This is a genomic window from Chlamydiota bacterium (assembly GCA_012729785.1).
In the GTDB taxonomy this organism is placed as follows: domain Bacteria; phylum Auribacterota; class Tritonobacteria; order UBA1439; family UBA1439; genus UBA1439.
On record JAAYCL010000039.1, the window covers coordinates 1 to 20,632 of the forward strand.

Consider the following 20,632-nt stretch of genomic DNA (forward strand, 5'->3'; position numbering starts at 1 on the left):
TCGGCCGCGGGCGCGCCGCCCGTGGTCGCAGGCGACTCCGCCGCGCCGGTGTCGGCCGCGGGGGCCTCAGCCGCGGGGACGTCAGCCGTGGGGACGTCAGCCGTGGGCGCGCCGCCCGTGGTTGCAGGCGACTCCGCCGCGCTGGTGTCGGCCGCGGGGGCCTCAGCCGCGGGGGCCTCGGCCGCGGGGGCCTCCGGGGCATCGCCCGTCGCCACCGCTTCCGCGGTCGTTGCGGGGCTCTCCGCCGCCTGATCCTGGGCGACAAGCAAACCGCATGCGCACAGCCCCAGGACCGCCGCTGATACTGTGATCCAGCTTCTCACTATCTCATCCTCCTTTCCCGTTTCGATGAGATATTCTCTCGCGCTGACGAGTCGATCGTCGGGAAAAAGTATACCCCTGTTTCGCCGGCGTTGTCGACAAAAAAAACGTCGGCCCGAAGCGCCCCGGTACGCGCCTTCCCCGGGCGTCCGGGGCGTGTGCCCGCGCCGCCCCCGGGTCGGCTCAGACGGTGAGATAGGGGCGTATCCGCCGCACTATCCCCTTCCCGATGCCCGGGACCCGGTCGAGGTCGTCCAGGCTCCCGAACCAGCCGTGGGCGTTCCGGAACGCGATGATCCGGGACGCGCGCAGGGGACCGATGAGGGGGAGCGCCTCGAGGGCCTTCTGCGTGGCGCGGTTGACGTCGATCACGGGCGTCTTCATCGCAGCCCTTTCACCTTTCCCCGCGGCACGCGGGGGACCCGCCGCACGACCCCCAGTGTAGTCCCGCCCGCGGCGTGGGTCAACCGTGTCGCAGGCCGATGTCGCAGGCCGGAAAGAGGGCGATCGTCGCGTGCGAGGAGCGCGGGGAGGAGGGGAAAATGGGTGCCACGGTTGCGCCGGGCGGGTATAATAACGGCGATTGAAAGGAGCGGGGGATGCAGGAGAGCGGCGTGACGATCGATGAGAACGCGAAGGTGTCCATCCCCCGGGAACTGGGCATCCTCCCGCTTCGCGACACGGTCATCTTCCCCTTCATGATCACCCCGCTCCTCGTGGGGCGCGAGAAGTCGGTGCGGCTCATCAACGACTGCCTCGCGGGCGAGAAGATCGTCGGGCTCGTCACCCAGCGCGCCACCGGGCTCGAGGACCCCTCCGCGTCGGACCTGTACGCGTTCGGGACCGCCTGCAGGATCCACAAGATGATCCGCTACCCCGACCATCGGGTGAATATCATCGTGCAGGGCCTCCAGCGGTTCCGCGTGGAGCGCTTCATCCAAGAGGAGCCGTACTTCAAGGCCGCGATCCTCCCGATCGAGGAGGTCGTGGCGTCCGACATGGAGTTCCAGGCGCTCACCCGAAGCGTCTCGAACCAGTTCCAGAAGATCCTCTCCCTGGCGCCGCTCCCCTCCAAGGAGCTGCAGATGTCGGTGCTGAACATCACCGAGCCCGGCAAGCTCGCCGACTTCATCATCGCGAACATGGACGTCGAGCTCGCGCGCAAGCAGGAGCTCCTCGAGGAGCTCGACGTGAAGGCGCGCCTGAAACGGCTCCTCTTCATCATCGACAAGGAGCTGGAGATCCTCGAGCTGGGGACGAAGATCCAGTCGAGCGTGCAGAGCACCATCTCGAAGGGGATGCGCGAGCACTACCTGCGCGAACAGCTCAAGGTGATCCAGAAGGAGCTCGGCGAGGGAGACGAACAGTCGCGGGAGGTGCGCGAGTTCGAGACGGCGATCACGCGGGCGAAGATGCCCCGGGAGGTCGAGGAGGCCGCGCGCAGGGAGCTCGGCCGCTTCGCGACGATCAACCCCGCCGCCGCGGAGTACACGGTGTCGAAGACCTACCTCGAATGGCTCACCGGCCTCCCCTGGTCGGTCTTGACGAAGGACTCCCTCGACGTCCGCCGCGCCGGGAGGATCCTCGACCGGGACCATTACGATCTCGAGAAGGTGAAGGAGCGCATCCTCGAGTACCTCGCGGTGCGGAAGATCAAGAGGGACTCGAAGGGGCCGATCCTCTGCTTCGTCGGCCCGCCGGGGGTGGGGAAGACCTCGCTCGGACGCTCGATCGCCGCGGCGATGGGGAGGAGGTTCGTCCGCGTATCGCTCGGGGGGGTCCGGGACGAGGCGGAGATCCGGGGGCACCGGCGCACCTACGTCGGCGCCCTCCCGGGGCGGATCATCCAGAACATCAAGAAGTGCGGGGCGCGGAACCCGGTCTTCATGATCGACGAGGTGGACAAGATCGGCGTCGACTTCAGGGGGGACCCGTCGAGCGCCCTCCTCGAGGTGCTCGACCCGGAGCAGAACTTCAGCTTCTCCGACCACTACCTCGAGGTCCCGTTCGACCTGTCGCAGGTGATGTTCATCACCACGGCGAACATCCTCGACCCGATCCCGTCGGCGCTCAGGGACCGGATGGAGGTGATCGAACTCCCCGGGTACACCGAGGAGGAGAAGGTCGCGATCGCGCGCGGCTACCTGATCCCGCGGCAGCTCGCCGAGCACGGCCTCACCTCCAAGACGCTCTCCTTCTCGAAGGACGCCCTCCTCGGGATCATCCGCGACTACACCCGCGAGGCGGGGCTCCGGAACCTCGAGCGCGAGATCGGGGCCGTCTGCCGCAAAATCGCCAAGGGGGTGGCGCAGGGCCGGACCCGGCGGACGACGGTGACCCGCCCCCGGCTCGGGCGCTACCTGGGGCCGGTGCGGTTCTTCTCGGAGCTCGCCGAGCGGACCGCCGAGCCCGGCGTGGCCATCGGGCTCGCCTGGACCCCCGCGGGCGGGGAGATACTCTTCATCGAGGCCAAGCGGATGAAGGGGCGGAAGGGGCTCATGCTCACCGGCCAGCTCGGCGAGGTGATGAAGGAGTCGGCGTGGGCGGCGCTCTCCTACGTGCGCTCCAACGCCGTGCGGCTCGGGCTTCCGCCCGACTTCTTCGAGCGGAGCGACCTGCACATCCACGTGCCGGCGGGGGCGATCCCGAAGGACGGCCCCTCCGCGGGGGTGGCCATCGCCGCGGCGCTCGTCTCGCTGCTCGCGGGCCGGCCGCTGGCCTCCGACACGGCGATGAGCGGCGAACTGACGCTCGCGGGGAAGGTCCTCCCCGTCGGCGGCGTGAAGGAGAAGGTCCTCGCGGCGCGGAGCGCGGGCCTGAAGCGGGTCATCCTCCCCGAGAAGAACCGCAAGGACCTCGTGGAGATCCCGGCGGTCCTGCGACGCTCGCTCTCCTTCTCGTTCGTCCGCGACCTGTCCCAGCTTCTCGACCGGGTCTTCCCGCGCGCCCAGTCGAAGGAGCCGCCTCGCAGGCGGCGCGCGGGGGGCCCGGATGCCTGACCCCCGCGTGCGCAGGATCGGCCTCCTGACCGGGGGGGGCGACTGCCCAGGCCTCAACGCCGCCATCCGGGCGGTGGTCAAGGCCGCGGTCCACGACTACGGCATCTCCGTGGCGGGTTTCCATGACGGGTTCGCCGGGCTTGTCGAAAACCGCGCCCGGGAGCTCTCCTACAACGACGTGTCGGGCATCCTCACCTGTGGCGGCACCATCCTCGGCACCTCGAACACCGCAGACCCGTTTCGCTACCGCGTCGGGAAAGGGCGCCGGGCGGCCTGGCGCGACCTCTCCGCGCGGGCGATCCGCAACGCCCGGCGCCGCGGGATCGAGGCGCTCGTCTGCATGGGGGGGGACGGGACGCTCACCATCGCCCGGCGCCTGGCCGCGCAAGGCCTCCCCTGCATCGGGATCCCCAAGACCATCGACAACGACCTCCGCGAGACCGACGTGACCTTCGGGTTCGACTCGGCGGTCGAGACGGCGACGGAGGCGATCGACCGGCTCCGCACCACCGCCGAGTCGCACCACCGCGTGATGGTGGTGGAGGTGATGGGGCGCTACGTCGGCTGGCTCGGCCTCTTCGCCGGGATCGCGGGGGGCGGGGACGTCATCCTCATCCCGGAGATCCCGTACCGCGTCGAGGCGGTCTGCGACGCGGTGCGGAAACGCTCGCGGAGGGGGAGGCGCTACAGCATCGTCGTCGTCTCCGAGGGGGCGATGCCGCGCGGCGGCGGGCGCACGGTGGACCGGGTCGTCGACGGGAGTCCCGATCCGGTGCGCCTCGGCGGGATCGGCAAGGAGATCGCGCGCCAGGTCGAAACGCGGACCGGCATCGAGGCGCGCGTCGCCGTGCTCGGCCATCTCCAGCGCGGGGGCCAGCCGACGGCGTTCGACCGGGTCCTCGCCACGCGGCTCGGAACGGAGGCGGCGCGCCTCGCGGCCGGCGGGATCTTCGGGCGGATGGTGGCCGTCCGCGGGGGAGGGGTGACCTCGGCGACGCTCGCGAAGGCGACGGCGGGCCTCAAGCGGGTGCCGCCCGGCCACCCGCTCGTCAGGGCGGCGCGCGCGATGGGCGCGAGTTTCGGAATATGACCGGTTCACTGCGCGAGCGTTGCAGGGCGTTGCTCGCCGCCAATACGTCCAACCACGCGATCGCCCTCGGGCTGGCCGTCGGGGTCTGCGTGAGCTTCTTCCCCGTCTACGGCCCCCAGATACCCGCCTGTCTGGCCCTCCTGCTGATCTTCAGGAGCTTGAACAAACCGGCCGTCCTGCTCGGGGTCCAGTTCTCGTGGCTCTACCCGGCGGTGGTCTGGCTCGACTACCGGGCGGGGCGGATGCTGGTGCCGGGGGACTACTCGTGGGTCGTCTGGCCCACCCTCGCGGAGATGCGCCGGCAGGGCTTCGGCGCGGTGTGCGCACGCCTGGCGGTCACGGTGAGGGACCTGTTCCCGATGATGCTCGCCGGGAGCGTCGCGGCGGGGATCGCCGCCGGCGCGTGCACCTACCTCGCCGCCCGCGCGCTCCTGAACCTCTTCCGGAAACGGCCGGCGCCCGACGGCGGGCGGGCCGAATGCGGGGATCGCCACGGAGACTCGACATGACCGAGCCGCTCTCCTCGACGCCGCAGATCATCCTCATCGCGGGGGTGCTCTTCTTCTTGAGCGTCCTCACCAACCGGCTCTCCGAGCGTTTCGGCGTGCCCGCCCTCCTGATGTTTCTCGCGGTCGGGATGCTGGCCGGCTCCGAGGGGGTCGGCGGCATCTACTTCGACAACGCCGCCGTGGCCAACTTCGTGGGGGTGTTCGCCCTCGCCTATATCCTCTTCTCCGGGGGGTTGGACACGGACTGGCGGGCCGTGCGCCCCGTGCTCTGGCGGGGGCTGACGCTCGCCACGCTGGGTGTCGCCGTCACGGCGGCCCTCGTCGGCCTGTTTGCGTGGCTGCTGCTGGATCTGACGCTGAAGGAGGGGATGCTCCTCGGGGCCATCGTCTCCTCCACGGATGCCGCCGCCGTCTTCGCCCTGATGCGGGCCCGCGGCGTGGGTTTGAAAGGGCACCTCAAGCCCCTCCTCGAACTCGAGTCCGGGAGCAACGACCCGATGGCGGTGTTTCTCACGACGGCGCTCATCGGCACGATCGTGAACCCGGTCGGCTCGTGGGCGCAGTTTCTGCCGAGACTGCTCGTCAACATGTCGTGCGGGTGCCTGGTGGGCCTCGCCGTGGGCTTCATGGCCTCCTTCGCCCTCAACCGCCTGCGCCTGGAATACGAGGGGCTCTATCCGGTCTTGAGCATGAGCATCGTGCTCCTCGCCTACGGGCTCGCCGAGACGCTCCGGGGCAACGGCTTCATCTCCGTCTACATGTGCGGGATCATCATGGGGAACAAGGAGTTCCTCCATAAGCGCTATCTGATGCAGTTCCACGACGGGCTGGCGTGGTTGATGCAGATCATCCTGTTCCTCGCGCTCGGGCTCCTGGTCTTCCCCTCCCGCCTGCTGCCGGTCGCGAAACCGGCCATGCTTCTGGCGGCGTTCCTGATGTTCGTCGCCCGTCCGGTCGCGGTGTACGCCGGGCTCTGGCGGAGCCGGTTCACCCTCCCGGAGAGGACGCTCGTCGCCTGGACCGGCCTGCGCGGCGCGGTGCCGATCGTGCTCGCGACCTTCCCATTCCGGGCCGGTTACCAGCGCTCGGACATGATGTTCAACATCGTCTTCTTCATCGTGCTCACCTCGGTGCTTTTGCAGGGCAAGACCCTCATGACGGTGGCGCGGTGGCTGGGGGTGGACAGGCCCCTGCGCCCCCGGTTGCGCTATCCGATCGAGTTCGAGTGGCAGCCGGGGATGCACAGCCGGACCCGCGAAATCGATATCCCCGCCTCCGGCGCGGTCGTCGGGAAGCAGGTCTCCGAACTCGATCTCCCGGGAGAGGTGCTGATCCTCCTCATCAGGAGGGGGCAGGAGTTCGTGGTGCCGAAGGGGCAGACGCGGATCGAGGCGTACGACACCCTCATGTGCATGGCGAACGGGGAAGACCTCCGGAAGGCGCAGGCCGTGCTCACCGCCCCGGCGGCGCACGAGGAGGAGGGCGGCGCATGACGCCCGGTCTCGAGGCGCGGGTCGACGCGCCTTCGCGGCCGTCCGACGGGCCGGCCGGGAAAGATCCGGGGGCCGGGGGAAGACCCCTGCTCTTTTCCGTGAGCGCGCCGCGCGAGAAGTGCGCGGCGCTCCCCGGCGCCGCGTGCGCGCTGCCACATCGGCGATGCGAGGGAGTCCGCACGAATGCCGCGCATCGCGCGGCGCGGATGATGCCCCTGATCGCCCTGTGCGCCGCGCACGGGTGCGTCTCCGGGCCGCGGGAGGCGATGCGGATCGACGGGCGCTTCGACGACTGGGCCGGGGTCCGTCCGGCGTGCGTCGATCCGCGCGGCGACGGGGGGCACTCGGGCGTCGACTTCGGGCGGGTGTGGATCTGTGACGACCGCGACGCGCTCTATTTTCGCTTCGACACAGGGAAAGAGATATCCCTCCAGTCGAGGAACGGCATCGCGCTGTATCTCGACACCGACGACTCCGCCGAAACCGGCATTCCGGTCGGGGGGATCGGTGCCGATGTCTCCTGGCGCTTCGGCGCGCGGGAGGGGGTCGACCACCGCTTCGCCCCCGCGAGGATCTTCAACGCCTACGAGGCCGGCATGGTGACCGGCCCCACGGTGACCTCGCGGGAGCACGAGGTCAAGATGCGGAAGGACGCCGGCACGAGGGCCGTCCGATGGCTCCTGCGCGACGAGGGGGACGGCCGAGGCGACATCGCGCCGGACCAGGGCGCGGCGGGGCGCTACGAGTTTACGGGGGCGGAGGTCACCCGTACCGGGGCGCGCCCGCTCGCGAAGCGCTCGGCGCGGGACGTGCGGGTCGTCAGCAACAACGTCTACGAGGACAACATCTTCAACCGGGAGGCGGAATTCTCCCGCATCCTGAACGCGCTCGCCCCGGACGTGCTCGCCCTCCAGGAGATCAGGAGGCACCGCGCCGCACAGGTCGCGGAGGTCGTGACGCGAATGACGGGCGGCGCCTGGCACACGGCCGACCACGCGGACTGCTTCACCCTCAGCCGCTACCCGGTGCTGAGCGCCACGAAGGTCGCCGCCGGCATCGGCGCGCTCCTCGACCTCCCCGACGAAACCTATGCCCGCGACCTCTTCCTCGTCAACCTCCACCTCGGGGCCGGCACGAAGGACGAGCGCCGGCAGCGGGAGGTCGACGAGGTCGTCGCCGCGCTCCGCGACCTGAGGGCGCCGGGGCGCCCCGGCTCGCTGCCCCCCGGCACGCCGATCGTCATCGTCGGCGACCTCAACCTCGTCGGCCTCGCGCGGCAGCTCGCGACGCTGCTGACGGGGGACATCGCCGACGAGGCGCGGTTCGGGCCCGACTCGCCGCCGGACTGGGACGGCACGGCGATGACGGACCTCGCCCCCTCGCACCTCTCCGCCCCGGAGGCGTACACCTGGGCGAACTACCACCGCAGGGGGTTCGGTCCCGGCCGCATCGACTACGTGATCTACGCCGACTCCGCGGTGGCGGTGGCGAACCGCTTCGTCCTGAGCACCGACACGATGTCGGACGCGGACCTCGCCGCGGGCGGCTTGAGGAGAGACGACACCCGGACGGCGAGCGACCATCTGCCCGTCGTCGCCGACCTCGTCCTGCCCTGAGCGGGCGCGTCCGGACCTCCGGGGCGGGAGTTCGTTGTGCCGAAGGGGCGGACCCGGATCGAGGCGTTCGCCACCCTTATGTGCATAACGAACAGGGACGACCCGCAGGGGGCGCAGGCCGTGCCCGCCGCCCCGGCGGGGCAGGCGGAGGAGGGGGGCGCATGACGCCCGGTCTCGACGCGCGGATCGACGCGCTTTCGCGGCGGTTCAACGAGCCGGCCATCCCGGAGCCCTCGATCCGGAAATGGCTCGGGCAGTTCGAGGAGGAGGACCGCCCGGCCGCGCTCCTCCTGCTCGAGCAGATCACGTTTCACACCTACCCCGCCCTCATCGGGGAGTCGCGCCTCCTACACGGCAAGCTGAAGGCGGCGCTCTCGGCGGCGGGGTTCGACGGCGATGGGTTGCGCGACGTAGATTTCACGCGCGAGTTCACCTGCAAAAGCGGGGACATCATCTCCTACATCTACCGGAAGGCGAACCTCATCCCGACGGCCGATTTCAAGACGGTCGACCGGCTCGTCGAGGCCTCCGCGCAGGAGGAGGAAGGGCGCGGCGAACGGGCGCTGGTGATCCTTGACGACTACATCGGCACCGGGTCGCAGTTCATATTCCAGTTCGTCGCGAGAAGCCCGGAGGATATCCGCCTCATCGGGAGCTACAAGCGGGTCTTTCTCTGCTGCGTCGCGGTGCACGAGAAGGCGATCGAAAAGGGGTTCCTCCTGCGGCATGGGAGGATCGAGGAGGTGATCAGGCTCGAGGAGGAGCAGATCCCCGACGTGGACTTCGCGCCGGACGAGAAGCTGTTCCGCGAATCGCTCCGAAAGGTGGACTGGTCCAGGATCGAGCTCGTCCGCCTCCACACGGACGTCTCCATCCTGTCGGAGGAGAACGGCTCCCTCGACCGCGAACAGAAGCGGATCGTGGAGCGGTTTCTGAACAGATACGCGCTCAAGGGGTGCGAGGGCGCGACCAGTTTCCTCTGCGGGAGGCACGCGTTCTTCTACGGCGCGCCCAACGCCGTCCCGGCCGTCCTGCTGCCGCTCTTCACGCGCGTGGAGGATTTCACGGTCTACCCGGACGAGCACTACACCGGGATCACGTCGCAGATCATCGACTACGAAATGGGCGACGGCGGGACGTGCACCATCGTGCGCATTTAGCGCAGACGTTGTATGGAACCGCATCCGGGGGAAGAAGTTATACATTAAGTCGTCCCTGGGACGACTAAACGTATAACTGGTTACCCCGGAATGTGTTGCATACAACGTCTGTGTGATATACTACGCCGAAAGACGGGAGGACTAAATGAAGACCTGGCGGTGGGTGGCGGCAATGGCGTGCGCGATGGCGATCGCGGCGGCGTCGGCGCTGTGCGGCGCGGCGGGCGGGAAGCCGCCGGCGGTGGAATCCGACATCGCGGCGGTCACGGTCTACGCGGACCGCGCGCGGGTGACGCGCCGGGCGGAACTCGCCCTCGACGCGGGGGTGCAGTCGTTCGTCTTCGCCGGGCTCCCGGCGGGTCTCATCGAGAGCTCTTTGCGGGCGCGCGGGGAGGGCGCGGCGGGGGTGACCATCCTGGGGACGGAGATGGAACCCGAGTACCTGGCGGAGGCGCAGGACGCGCGGGTGCGCGAGCTCGAGGGGCGGATCGAGGCGCTCGAGGAGGACGCGCGCGCGCTCGAGGACGAGACGAAGGCGGTGGGGCTCCAGATGAAGTTCGTCGAGTCGATCGGCGCCTCCGTGCCCGAGGGGATATCGAAGGAGATGCTCCTCAGGGAGCCGAACCCGGCGGAGTGGGCCAGGGTGGTGGAGTTCATCGGCAGGGAGCGCGGCGCCCTCGCGCCGAAACTGCGGGAGGGGCGGAAAAAGCATCGCGATCTGATGAAGGAGATCGAGGCGGCGAAGAAGACGCTGGAGCGCATCGTCTCCGAGTCCCCGCGGGAGCGCAAGAACGTCCGCGTGACGCTCGAGGCCGCCTCGAAGGGGCCGTTTCTGCTCGAGCTCTCGTACGTGACCTGGGGCGCGGGATGGGAGCCGCTCTACGACGCCCGCGCCGAGCGCGCCGCGGGGAAGGTTTCGCTGACCTACTGCGCGCAGGTGCGGCAGGCGACGGGGGAGGACTGGACCGACGTCGCGCTGGAGCTCTCCACCTCCCGCCCGTCGGTGAGCGGAAGGCCGCCGGAGCTTGCGCCGTGGTACATCGGCTTCGAAAGGCCGCGCGCGGCCAGGATGATGGCGCTTTCGGCCGCGGCCCCGGTCCCCCTGGGCGAGGCCGCCGAAAAAGCGGACGCGGCGGCCCCCGCGGGCGTGCCCGTCGAGGCGCGGGTCGCCACCGCGGAAATCGGCCGCCGCGGCGAGGCGGTCACCTTCACCGTGAAGCGGAAGGAGACGATCCGGGGCGACAACTCCCTGCACAAGACCGTGATCGCGGAGTTCCCGCTCGTGGCGGAGTACGGCTACCTCTCCGTGCCCAAGCTGGCCGAGTTCGCCTTCCTGACGGCCGAGGTGAAGAACGAGACCGGCTTCCCGCTGCTGGCGGGGGCGGTGCAGATCTTCCTCGGGCCGGAGTTCGTCGGATCGTCCTCGATCGAGCACGTGGAGACCGGCGCGTCGTTCCCCCTCTACCTCGGCATCGACGAGGGGATCCGCGTGAAGCGGAAGCTCCTCGCGGCGGAGACGGAGAAGGGGCTGGTGCGGCGCCGCACGGGGTGGAGGAGCTTCCGCTACCGGATCGAGGTGGAGAATCTGCGGGACCGGACGGAGACGGTCACCGTGCTCGACCAGATGCCGGTCTCGAACTCCCCCGACATCGCGGTGGCGCTCGCCTCGGCGTCGCCGGAGCCGTCGAAGATCGCGGAGTGGGAGACGCCGGGGTCGCTCGCGTGGAGGCTGGAACCGGCTCCGAAGGAGAAGAAGACGGTGGAGTTCGAGTTCACGGTCCAGTACCCGAAGGAGAGGGAGATCGAGGGGCTGGACTGACCGTCGCCACGGAGCGCACGGAGACAGTGGCAGCGTTCTTCGCCGCGGATCCGCGGAAATCCGCGGCGCCGTTGCTTTTCTCCGCGTCCTTTGTGCCCTATGTAACGACGCGCATCCTGCAAGGAGATCCACGATGATCGTGATGAAGTTCGGGGGGACGTCGGTGGGCGGCCCCGAGGCGATGCGGCGGGTGCGCCGGATCGTCGCGGACCGCCTCGCCCTCGACCCGGTGGTGGTGGTCTCCGCGGTGGGGGGGGTCACGAACCTTCTCCTCGAGAACGCGCGGCGTTCGCGGGAGCGCTCGCGGGAGGGGATACGGCTGCTCGAGGAGTTCCGCCGCGTCCACGACCGGATCATCGGCGAGCTCGGCCTCCCCGCGGGGCTCGTGGCGAAGGAGTACACCCAGCTCGCCGAGGTGCTCCACGGCGTCTACTACCTCGGCGAGCTCACCCCGCGGACGCTCGACTACGTGGCCAGCTTCGGCGAGCGCGTCTCGGCAAAGATCATGAGCGCCCTCTTCGAGGCGGGGGGGATCCCGAGCCGGCCGTACACGGGCGCGGAGGCGGGGATCGTCACCAACGACGAGCACGGCAACGCCAGCCCGCTCCCCTCGACCTACGGGATCGTCCGCAGGCGGCTGAAGAGGGCGCGGAAGCTCCCGGTGGTCACCGGGTTCATCGCGCGGAACAGGCGGGGGGAGATCACCACCCTCGGGCGCGGCGGGAGCGATTTCACCGCCGCCATCATAGGGCGCGGCGTGGGCGCGCGGGAGATCCAGATCTGGACCGACGTGGCGGGGATGATGACCGCCGATCCGCGCGTGGTCAAAACGGCGCGCACGATCCCGAGGCTCGGCTTCGACGAGGCCGCCGAGCTGGCCTACTTCGGCGCGAAGGTGCTGCACCCACGGACGATCGAGCCGGCGGTCGAGAAGGAGATCCCGGTGCGGATCCTCTACACCTTCGCGCCCGACGCCCCGGGGACGCTCGTGGTGCGGAAGGCGCCCCGGTCCCGCGGGGCGATCCGCGCCATCGCCTGCAAGAAGCGCAACACCCTCTTCACGCTGCGCTCCACGCGGATGCTGGCCGCGCACGGCTATCTCGCCCGCATCTTCGAGGTCTTCAAGCACTACGCCGTCTCCGTGGACCTGATCGCGACCTCGGAGGTGAGCGTCTCCGTCACGGTGGACGCCGGCGCGGCGCCCAAGCTCAAGGGGATCATCGGCGAGCTCGGGAGGATCTGCACCGCCCGCGTCTTCGAGAACCGCGCCATCGTCTGCCTCGTGGGGGAGGGGATCGGGGAGACGCCGAGGATCGCCGGGAAGATCTTCAGCGGCGTCGGGCGCGCGGGGGTGAACGTGGAGATGATCTCCCAGGCCTCCTCCGCCCGTAACATCAGTTTCCTGGTCAAGGACGAGGACGCGGACAAGACGGTGCGCCTCCTGCACCGCAGCTTCCTCGAGAAGGGGGCGCGGGGATGATCGTCCGCGTCGGCTCCATGAACCGCGTGAAGCGCGCCGCCGTCGAGGAGGCCTGCCGCGAGCTGTTCGGGGAGGCGACCGTCCTCTGCTGCGCCGCCCCGTCGGGCGTCGCGGCCACGCCGCGCACGGACGAAGAGATGATCGCGGGCGCCGTCGCCCGGGCGCGCCGGGCGTTCGAGGACGGCGGGGCGGACCTGGGCATCGGCCTCGAGGGCGGCGTCATGCCGTCCCCGCACGGCCCGCTCCTCAAGGGGTGGGTCGCGGTGCACGACGGGGAGCGGGACCATGTCGGCGCGACGCCCGCCGTCCCGTTCCCCGCGCACCTCCTGGAGCGGGTGGGGGAGAAGGGGGAGCTCGCGCACGTGATGGACGCGGTGAGCGGGCGTGAGAACGTGCGCGAGAACGAGGGGGCGTTCGGCATCCTCACGGGGGACCGGATCACGCGGAAGGAGAGCTTCAAGCTGGCGCTCCTCTGCGCCCTCGCCCCGATCGTGAACCGGGGGCTGTACGAAGAGGGACCCTCGGGGGCTTGAAGGTTGCCCGTGTTGTGTGTCGCGCGTGCGCCGACGCGCTCCACGCCCACACGCCGACGCGTGCGGCGCCAGCCGGGATAGCGCGTCTCGAATCGGGTTCACAAGGAATCTGGGATAATGCCCGGAATATACTGGGGCGGCCTCGTCAGCATGGTCGTCTTCTACCTCGCCGTCTTCTGGGTCGGCGTCTATTTCCCCCAGAAGAAGGACTCGGGGAGCACCGAGGACCTGATACTCGCCGGGAGGAGGATGCCGCTCTGGGTCGCCATCTGCACGATGACGGCGACGTGGGTCTGCGGCGGGTACATCAACGGCACCGCCGAGAACATCTACAAGAACGGGATCACCTGGGGGGCGCAGGCGGGGCTCTGCTACTCGATCTCGCTGATCCTGGGCGGGCTCTTCTTCGCCAAGATCATGCGCCGCCACGGCTTCACCACGCTCCTCGACCCGTTCGAGCGGCGCTTCGGGAAGGCCGTGGCGGGGATCCTCTTCTTCCCGGCGCTCGCGGGGGAGGTATTCTGGAGCGGGGCGATCCTGATGGCCCTCGGTTCGACCTTCGGCACCATTCTGAACCTCGACCTCGCGACCTCCATCATCCTCTCCTCCGGCATCGTCATCGGCTACACCGTCGCGGGGGGGCTCTGGGCGGTGGCGTACACGGACGTGGTGCAGCTCGCCCTCATCTTCATCGGCCTCGTCGCCGCCATCCCGTTCGCCGTCGGGCACGTGGGGGGATGGGCGGGGATGGTCGAGCGCTACCACGCGATGGGGGGGACGTTCACCTCGATCCTCCCGCCCGTGCGCGACATCGCGCACAGCCGGGGGTGGACGGTCCCGCAGGTATGGAACTGGTGGGACTGGTCGCTCCTGCTGATGCTCGGCGGGATCCCGTGGAACGTCTACTTCCAGCGCGTCCTCGCCGTGCCGAACGCGCGGGTCGCCCGGAACTTCTCCGTCTATGCCGGCTTCCTCTGCGCGCTCGCGGCGGTGCCGCCGGTCATCATCGGCATCATCGGGAGCGTCTTCCCGTGGAGGACGCTGGAGCTCGGCATCGACTACCCGGCGATGGTGCTCCCGTACGTGCTCCGCTACCTCACCCCGTACTGGGTCGGCGTCCTCGGCCTCGGGGCGGTCGCGGCGGCGGTGATGTCGTCGGTGGACTCGTCGTTCCTCTCGGCGTCGGCGATGTTCACGTGGAACTGGTACCGGCGGATACTGAACCCGAACAGCAGCGAACGGTCGCTCCGGGTCGTGCTGCGGATTTCCACCGTCGCCGTCGGCGTCGCCGCGACGGTGATCGCCCTGAAGGTGAGGAGCGTGCAGGCGCTCTGGTACCTGTGCAGCGACTTCGTCTATGTGATCCTCTTCCCGCAGCTCGTGGCGGCCCTCTTCTGGAAGAGCGCCAACCGCGCCGGTTCGATCGCGGGGCTCGCCGTCTCGCTGGTTCTGCGCTTCGGCGGGGGGGACCCGCTCCTCGGGATCCCGCAGTTCATCCCGTACCCGTGGTGGGACCCGGCCTCGGGGACGCTCTTCCCGTTCAAGACGATCGCGATGCTGTGCGGGATGGCGGCGATCCTCGCCGTGTCGAAGGCGACCGCCCGCGTCTGCCCCCCCCGCCCGCTGGGGTCGAATCCCGGCTCTTGAATTCCCCTTCCGCGCACGCCGTCCCGGGGGATGCCGGATTCCCGAAGATTCAGGATCCGCCCCCGCGCAGGTTGATCCAGAACGAGGCGAGGAAGTAGTAGATCGGGTAGGCGAGGGATGCGCGGACGATGAACGGGTCCGCCCGCTTCGCGGTGAAGACCAGCCAGAGGATCGAGAGCCCCCAGAGCACGGTCAGCGGCGCGGTCAGGAGCCGCAGCGGCTTGGTCTTGAACGGGTCGATGTACTTGACCGGGACGAAGACCATCGCCGAGAAGAGGAGCACGATCGCGAGATTGAACGCCTTCCCGCAGCCGAGCAGGTACAGGTAGAAGACCACGACGTTCCAGTAGCTCGGGAAGCCGGTGAAGAAGCCGTCGTCGGTCTTCGCCCGCTCCTGGCAGAAGCCGTAGGCGCTCGCGACGACGGGGACGAGCGCCCACGCCCACTGCCGTTCGGGGAGCATCTCGGCGACGGCGAGGATGAGGGAGGGGACGAGGACGAAGTTGAGGAAATCGACGATGTCGTCGAGCCGCCTCCCGTTGAACTCCGGGAGGAGCCGCCGGGTCTCGAAGCGGCGGGCGAGGGGGCCGTCGGTGGCGTCGATGATCGTCGAGAGGGTGAGGAGGAGGAACGCCTGGCGGGGGCTCCCGTCGAGCCAGGCGCGCACGGCGAAGAACCCGGCCGCCAGGCCGAGCGCGGTGTACGCCTGTACGCCCCAGGCGATCAGCTGCGCATTCATCGCAGAGACTATAGCATAAAACCGGCGCGGGACCCGCGGCGGGCGCCGCCGCGCCGCCGTTTCCCGCCCCCGCCGTCTGAAGACGCACCCGCCGATCGCGGTGTCTTTTTCCGCGCGGCCTGTCGTATAATGGACGCCGTCCATGACCGACCATCTGCACGACCTGCTCATCGTCGGCGGAGGCCCCGCGGGGCTCTCCGCCGGAATCTATGCGGCGCGGGACGGCCTCGACTGCATCCTCCTCGAGGGCCGGGTCCCGGGCGGCCAGCTCACGGGGATAGCCGAGATCGCCAACTACCCGGGGTTCCCGGGGACGGTCTCCGGTTTCGAGCTCGCCGAGAAGATGCGAGGGCAGGCGGCCGCCTTCGGCCTGAACATCGCGGCGGAGGAGGCGCGGGGGATCTCCCGGCGCAACGACCGGATCGAGGTCGCCTGCGCCGGAGGCGTTCACGCGGCGCGGGCGGTCATCATCGCCACCGGCGCCACGTTGAAGAAGCTCGGGGTCCCGGGGGAGAACCGTCTGACGGGGCGCGGGGTTTCGTACTGCGGGACCTGCGACGGCCCGTTGTTCCGCGACCGGCGGGTCGCGGTGGTGGGGGGGGGCGACACCGCGGTGGAGGAGGCGGTATTCATCGCGCGCTTCGCCGCCCGGGTGACGCTCATCCACCGGCGCAACGCGCTCCGGGCGAGCCCGGGCCTCCAGCGACGCGCATTCGGCGAGAAGAAGATCGACTTCTGCTGGAACTCGGTCGTCCGTGAGATACGGGGACAGGAGCGTGTCTGCGGCGTCGTGGTCGGGAACCCCGGGGAGGCGGGGGAGATGCGCGAGATCCCCTGCGAGGGGGTCTTCATCTTCGTCGGGAGCGCGCCCAATACCGGTTTCTTGAAGGGGGTTGTCGATCTCGACGAGGCGGGCCGCGTCGTCGTCGACGGATCGATGGCGGCGTCCCTCCCCGGCGTTTTCGCCGCGGGCGACGTGCGCAGCGGCTCGGTGCGCCAGATCGCCTCCGCCGTCGGCGACGGCGTCACCGCCGTCCTGCGGGCCGAGATCTTTCTCGGCGTGCACGGCTGACGCCCCGGGCGGGCGCCTTCGGGAGAATAGTGGCGCACGCCCGTGCGGGGTGTGCTATAGTACCTGTGTCTGTTGATGCATGCCTTGTTGCGGTGCGCGACCGGGAGGAGGACAGTGATGAAACAGATGTGCGTGGCCGCGGGCGCGCTGTGCATCCTTGCCGTCTGCGCGGTGGCGCTCCCGACGGAAGCCGGGGCCGCGGGGGAGGGTCTCGCGGCGCTCGGCAACGAAGGGTTCTCCGCCGCCTCCATCGGCGACGGGTTCGCGGCGGAGTCCGCGCCGATGCTTCTGGCCAAGAGGAAGAAAAAGAAGAAGAAGAAGGAGGACGACGGGGCGGTGGGGGGCGGCGGCTCGGTGCGCATCGACCCGAATACCGCCAGCGTGAGCGAGCTGAAGGTGCTCCCGCTCGTCGACGAGGCCACCGCCCAGGCGATCATCGCGCGGCGCCCCTACAAGGCCGCGGAGGATCTCGCCGCCGTTCCCGAGGTCGGTCCGTGCAAGTACCGGATCTTCAAGCACCTGATCGAGGTCAAACAGCCGGAGGATGCGGGCGGCACCGCGAGAGACGGCGCGGAGAAGACGGCGCCCTGAAGCGGGCAGTTGCACACGGGCGGGCGCGTCAGCGGGCGGGCCGGGGGATGGCGAGTTTCCGGCCCGCCCGCAGCACGTCCGGGTCCTCGATATCGTTCGCCTCCCGCAGCGCCTGCACCCGGACCCCGTGACGCTGCGCGATCCCCGCGAGCGTGTCCCCCGGCCTGACCGTGTACTCCCCCCCCGCCCCGGACGCCGCGCCAAGTTCCGCAATCGCCTGCCGGAGCTGGGCGTTCTCCGCGGTCACCACCTCCACGACCGCCCGGAGCTTCTTCTCCGCGGCAAGGCGCTCCGCCGCCGCCGCCCGCTCCGCCGCCGCGAGCCGCTCCTCCACCGCGTCGATCCTGGCGCCGATCCGGGCGACCTCGTCTCGGATCGGACGGGCGAACGCGTCGTCCGCGTAGCGGTGGTCGAGCTCCTCCTGCGCGGCCCGCACGGCGCGCATCTCCCGCTGGAGCGTGTGCAGCTCCTCGGCGAGCGACGCCTGCCGGGAGAAGAGCGACTGGGCGGGCGAAGGGGCGTGGACGCCGCCGGCGGGGTAGGCGCAGCCGCCGAGCAGCGCGCAGAAGAGGAGGGACGCGGCCGCCGCCGCATGGGGCCGATGCACGGGATGCCTCCGTGGCGGGGGGCGAACGCGGCAAAAGGCCCGGGGGACTCCCCCCGGGCCCGTGCCGTTGCGCCGCGGGCCGCCGCTCAGCGGCGCGGCGCCTACTGCGGCGTGAGGCCGAGGAGGAAATGCCCCCTGCGGTTCCTCGCCCAGCACGCCTCGCCCTGCTCCGCGCAGAGCGGGCGCTCCTCGCCGTAACTGATCGTGTAGATCCGGTCGGGCGAGATGCCGAGGTTCGCGAGGTAGCTGCGGACGCTCAAAGCGCGCCGCTCGCCGAGCGCGAGGTTGTACTCGTTCGACCCGCGCTCGTCGCAGTGTCCCTCGACCTTGATCGTGAGCGTCGGGTGCTCCCGCATGTACCCCGCGATCCCCTCGACGATCGGGCGTTCGCTCGCCCTGATGTCGGACTGGTTGTAGTCGAAATGCACGTCGACGAAGATCTCCTTCGCCGCGGGGTCCGAGTAGTTCTCCGGCTCCGCGAACGGCCCCTCGGGGCTCTCGCTGAGGGGGAACCCGCCCGGACCCACCCCCTCGTCTCCGAAGATCCCCCCCCTGCCGGTCGAGGGTATGGTGACCTTCGCCTTCGGCGTACAGCCCGCGGCGACTATGACCGCCAGCGCCGCCGCGGCGGCGCACGACACCCAGCTCTTCATCCCCGATCCTCCCCTGTTGCACGAGGCCCCGGAATCCCCGATGGTGCCGTACAAATCCTACACCAAATCGTGGAGGGCCTCAACGTATTTCGAGCCCCTAGTAGCGGTAGGTGCTGCCTCCGATGAACTCCCGCAACAGCGAGGTCTCCGGCACGCAGGAGTCGTCCTCCATGACCTCGATCTCGCCGAGCATCTTCTGGACGCGCTTCGCCCGGACGAAGGCGTCCTGGCGCTTCGGGTTGTCCCGGTACTCCTCGATCGCCTTCGCGAAGTACGGAAACATGAACTTCTTGTGGATCGGGAGCTCGAACGGGAGCGACCCGTTCAAAACGAAGTCCACGCTCGTGATGAACGGGACGATGTGGCGCATCTCGCTCTTGCGGACGTAGTGCCAGTGGCCGATCGTCCGCACCGGGTCGTAGCTCCGGTGCCAGCTGTCCCGCACCATCCGCCGCAGCAGACGGGTGTCGGTCCAGCGGATCCAGTTCCCCTCCGTATCCTTCAGCTGGGTCAGGGTCTCGATGTAGAGACGGAACTTCATCCGGCGCGGGACGCTGGAGGTCATCTTCTCGTAGAGGCCGTGCAGGCTGTCTATCAGCAGGATCTGGTTCTTCTCGAGGCGGAGCGGGTCGGTCGCCGTCTCGCGCTTCCCGGTCTTGAAGTTGTAGCGCGGGACCTGGACGGTCCGGTTGTCGATCAGGGCGGCCAGGTGCTCGTTGATGAGCTTCAGGTCGAGGGCCTCGGGCGTCTCGAAGTCGTAGTCGCCGAACTCGTCCTTCGGATGCATCTCGAGGTTGAAGAAGTAGTTGTCGAGGTTGATCGGGACGATGCTCATCCCCTCCTGCTTGAGGCGTTCGTTCAGCTTGATCGTCGTGGTGGTCTTCCCGGAGGAGGAGGGGCCGGCGATGATGACGATGCGCACCCGGTCGCGGTGGGCGATGATCTCCTCGGCCGCGCGCGTGACGTCGGCGTGGTACTTCGCGTCCCCCTCGCGCACGAGTTCCGGGAAGGAGCCGTCCAGGACCCTCTTGTTCAGGCCCGGCACGGTATCCACGCCGTGGGCGATGTTCCAGTCCAGGACGTTCTGGATGACCATGCTCGGGATGCTCTTCTGCTCGATCCGCTCGAACCTGTTGTTGTCGGAGAGGCGGTCTGTCATCGTATTCTCCTCGGCTGCCGCGCAGGCGTCTCCGCGGGAGGCCCGGCCAAACCCGCACGGGCACCCTGCGGCGCGGGCATTAGTCTAGCCGTGCCTTCGGCTTTGTCAACAGCATTTTCGGTATTTTCGGCTCGCCGCCGCGGCGGGGATGGGGGATGAGGAGGGGGCGTCAGGACGTTTCGGCGCCCCAGAGGCCGCGCTGCAGATTCCTCGCGAAGCGCTCGAGCGATTCGAACGCCTCCCGGTACGGATGGGGGGCGGGGGTTTCCGAGGCGCGGGCCCAGCCCCGCTCGATCATCTCCGCGTTCAGGAGCGCGCCGTCGAGGACGACGTAGGCCTGCGGGGTCCCCCGGTCTTCGGAACCCTGCGGGCCCGGGAAGAGGGAGATCACCCGCCCCTTCACCCGGTCGAAGAGCCAACGCGCGGCCCGGTCCCCTCCCGTGTCGCCCGACGGCTCCGGGAACGGGGCGACGCCGAGGAGGCGCACCGCGCCGCCCCCCGCGAGCTCGATCGTCGCGGCATCCCGGGCCCCGGCGCAGGAGACGCGCACGGGGACGCCCTTCGGGAGCTCGATGCGGGGGATTGGCGCGGCCTTCTTGCGGCGGGGGAGCAGCACCCTCGCGAGCGGGAAGAAGCCGTCCCGCTTCTTCTCCGTCGGCTCGTTCCCGCGCGGCATCAGGTAGTACAGCATCCCGTCCGACGTGATGATCCGGGAGACCTCGCCGTAGGGGTAGTAGCGCCCCGGGGAGGTCTCCTTCTCCCGGAAGAGCAGCCCCTTCTCGTAGGTGATGATGATCTGCCCCTCGAGCCGCTCTCCGTTCTGGAGCAGCACGATCTCGGCGCCCGCGGCGGCGGCGCACGACAGGAGAGCCAGGATGGGGACTGCGGCGCGGCGGGTTCTCATCGACTCCTCGCGGGTCGTTTTCCTTCAGTATACCCGAGGGCGAGGCGCCGCGTCCAGCGGGCGATCCGTCGGGGAAACCCCGGCTGCATCCCCCCCGCGCCGTCCCCGGGTCGAGGATCATGCAACAAAAAGTGTGGGCTTTCCGCCGAAGGGCTTAGTCAAATAGCCGGGCACAAGCTCTCCGGATTTATACACGACATACGTAAACAGCGCCAAATTGAGGTTTGCTCGTCCCTGGAA

The 20,632-nt window shown here is 69.5% G+C and carries 18 protein-coding genes; 12 read left to right on the plus strand and 6 right to left on the minus strand.

Going from position 1 to position 20,632, the window contains the following annotated elements:
* Nucleotides 1-504: 504 nt before the first annotated feature.
* The gene (locus tag GXY35_10195) at nucleotides 505-705 is read right to left on the minus strand and encodes a ComEA family DNA-binding protein (protein NLW94946.1); all 201 of its coding nucleotides are present in this window, start codon (nucleotides 703-705) and stop codon (nucleotides 505-507) included.
* Nucleotides 706-920: 215 nt separating this feature from the next.
* Here GXY35_10195 and lon point away from each other — a divergent pair, with 215 nt between their 5' ends.
* The 10 genes from lon to GXY35_10245 all read left to right on the plus strand — a co-directional run bounded on the left by lon (nucleotide 921) and on the right by GXY35_10245 (nucleotide 14,667).
* Nucleotides 921-3,320 (plus strand): endopeptidase La, encoded by a 2,400-nt coding sequence (gene lon, locus GXY35_10200; GenBank protein ID NLW94947.1) that lies wholly within the window; start codon nucleotides 921-923, stop codon nucleotides 3,318-3,320.
* Nucleotides 3,313-4,410 carry a 6-phosphofructokinase gene (locus tag GXY35_10205; GenBank protein NLW94948.1) on the plus strand — a complete coding sequence of 366 codons (1,098 nt, stop codon included), beginning with the start codon at nucleotides 3,313-3,315 and terminating at the stop codon, nucleotides 4,408-4,410. Before lon ends, GXY35_10205 begins: the two co-directional genes overlap by 8 nt.
* Nucleotides 4,407-4,919: a DUF2062 domain-containing protein gene (locus tag GXY35_10210; protein ID NLW94949.1), complete on the plus strand. Its 513-nt coding sequence runs from the start codon at nucleotides 4,407-4,409 to the stop codon at nucleotides 4,917-4,919. Before GXY35_10205 ends, GXY35_10210 begins: the two co-directional genes overlap by 4 nt.
* A complete protein-coding gene (locus GXY35_10215; GenBank protein ID NLW94950.1) occupies nucleotides 4,916-6,412 on the plus strand; it encodes a potassium/proton antiporter in 1,497 nt (498 codons plus the stop codon). The genes GXY35_10210 and GXY35_10215 overlap by 4 nt, the downstream gene beginning before the upstream one ends.
* A 206-nt stretch (nucleotides 6,413-6,618) precedes the next feature.
* Nucleotides 6,619-8,028: a hypothetical protein gene (locus GXY35_10220; protein NLW94951.1), complete on the plus strand. Its 1,410-nt coding sequence runs from the start codon at nucleotides 6,619-6,621 to the stop codon at nucleotides 8,026-8,028.
* 161 nt (nucleotides 8,029-8,189) lie between these two features.
* On the plus strand, nucleotides 8,190-9,188 hold the full coding sequence (locus tag GXY35_10225; protein NLW94952.1) for a hypothetical protein: 999 nt from the start codon (nucleotides 8,190-8,192) through the stop codon (nucleotides 9,186-9,188).
* Nucleotides 9,189-9,333: 145 nt separating this feature from the next.
* The gene (locus tag GXY35_10230) at nucleotides 9,334-11,007 is read left to right on the plus strand and encodes a mucoidy inhibitor MuiA family protein (GenBank protein NLW94953.1); all 1,674 of its coding nucleotides are present in this window, start codon (nucleotides 9,334-9,336) and stop codon (nucleotides 11,005-11,007) included.
* A gap of 133 nt (nucleotides 11,008-11,140) precedes the next feature.
* A complete protein-coding gene (locus GXY35_10235) occupies nucleotides 11,141-12,487 on the plus strand; it encodes an aspartate kinase (GenBank protein NLW94954.1) in 1,347 nt (448 codons plus the stop codon).
* Entirely contained in the window at nucleotides 12,484-13,020 is a 537-nt protein-coding gene (locus GXY35_10240; protein NLW94955.1) for a DUF84 family protein, read from the plus strand. Before GXY35_10235 ends, GXY35_10240 begins: the two co-directional genes overlap by 4 nt.
* 117 nt (nucleotides 13,021-13,137) lie before the next feature.
* Nucleotides 13,138-14,667, plus strand: coding sequence for a sodium:solute symporter (locus GXY35_10245; GenBank protein NLW94956.1), 1,530 nt, complete (start codon nucleotides 13,138-13,140; stop codon nucleotides 14,665-14,667).
* A gap of 49 nt (nucleotides 14,668-14,716) precedes the next feature.
* Here the strand turns inward: GXY35_10245 and GXY35_10250 are convergent, their stop codons facing one another.
* Nucleotides 14,717-15,406, minus strand: a complete 690-nt coding sequence (locus tag GXY35_10250) for a CDP-alcohol phosphatidyltransferase (protein NLW94957.1) — start codon at nucleotides 15,404-15,406, stop codon at nucleotides 14,717-14,719.
* Between the two features lie 142 nt (nucleotides 15,407-15,548).
* Here GXY35_10250 and trxB point away from each other — a divergent pair, with 142 nt between their 5' ends.
* Nucleotides 15,549-16,478, plus strand: coding sequence for a thioredoxin-disulfide reductase (trxB, locus tag GXY35_10255; GenBank protein NLW94958.1), 930 nt, complete (start codon nucleotides 15,549-15,551; stop codon nucleotides 16,476-16,478).
* A 117-nt stretch (nucleotides 16,479-16,595) separates the two neighbouring features.
* Nucleotides 16,596-17,069, plus strand: coding sequence for a hypothetical protein (locus tag GXY35_10260; GenBank protein ID NLW94959.1), 474 nt, complete (start codon nucleotides 16,596-16,598; stop codon nucleotides 17,067-17,069).
* Nucleotides 17,070-17,097: 28 nt separating this feature from the next.
* Here GXY35_10260 and GXY35_10265 read toward each other — a convergent pair whose 3' ends face one another.
* The 4 genes from GXY35_10265 to GXY35_10280 form a co-directional block, all read right to left on the minus strand.
* On the minus strand, nucleotides 17,098-17,412 hold the full coding sequence (locus GXY35_10265; GenBank protein ID NLW94960.1) for a LysM peptidoglycan-binding domain-containing protein: 315 nt from the start codon (nucleotides 17,410-17,412) through the stop codon (nucleotides 17,098-17,100).
* Nucleotides 17,413-17,777: 365 nt separating this feature from the next.
* The gene (pal, locus tag GXY35_10270) at nucleotides 17,778-18,329 is read right to left on the minus strand and encodes a peptidoglycan-associated lipoprotein Pal (protein ID NLW94961.1); all 552 of its coding nucleotides are present in this window, start codon (nucleotides 18,327-18,329) and stop codon (nucleotides 17,778-17,780) included.
* A gap of 97 nt (nucleotides 18,330-18,426) precedes the next feature.
* Nucleotides 18,427-19,488, minus strand: a complete 1,062-nt coding sequence (locus GXY35_10275; protein ID NLW94962.1) for a nucleoside kinase — start codon at nucleotides 19,486-19,488, stop codon at nucleotides 18,427-18,429.
* A gap of 169 nt (nucleotides 19,489-19,657) precedes the next feature.
* Nucleotides 19,658-20,392 (minus strand): hypothetical protein, encoded by a 735-nt coding sequence (locus tag GXY35_10280; protein NLW94963.1) that lies wholly within the window; start codon nucleotides 20,390-20,392, stop codon nucleotides 19,658-19,660.
* Nucleotides 20,393-20,632 lie beyond the last annotated feature (240 nt).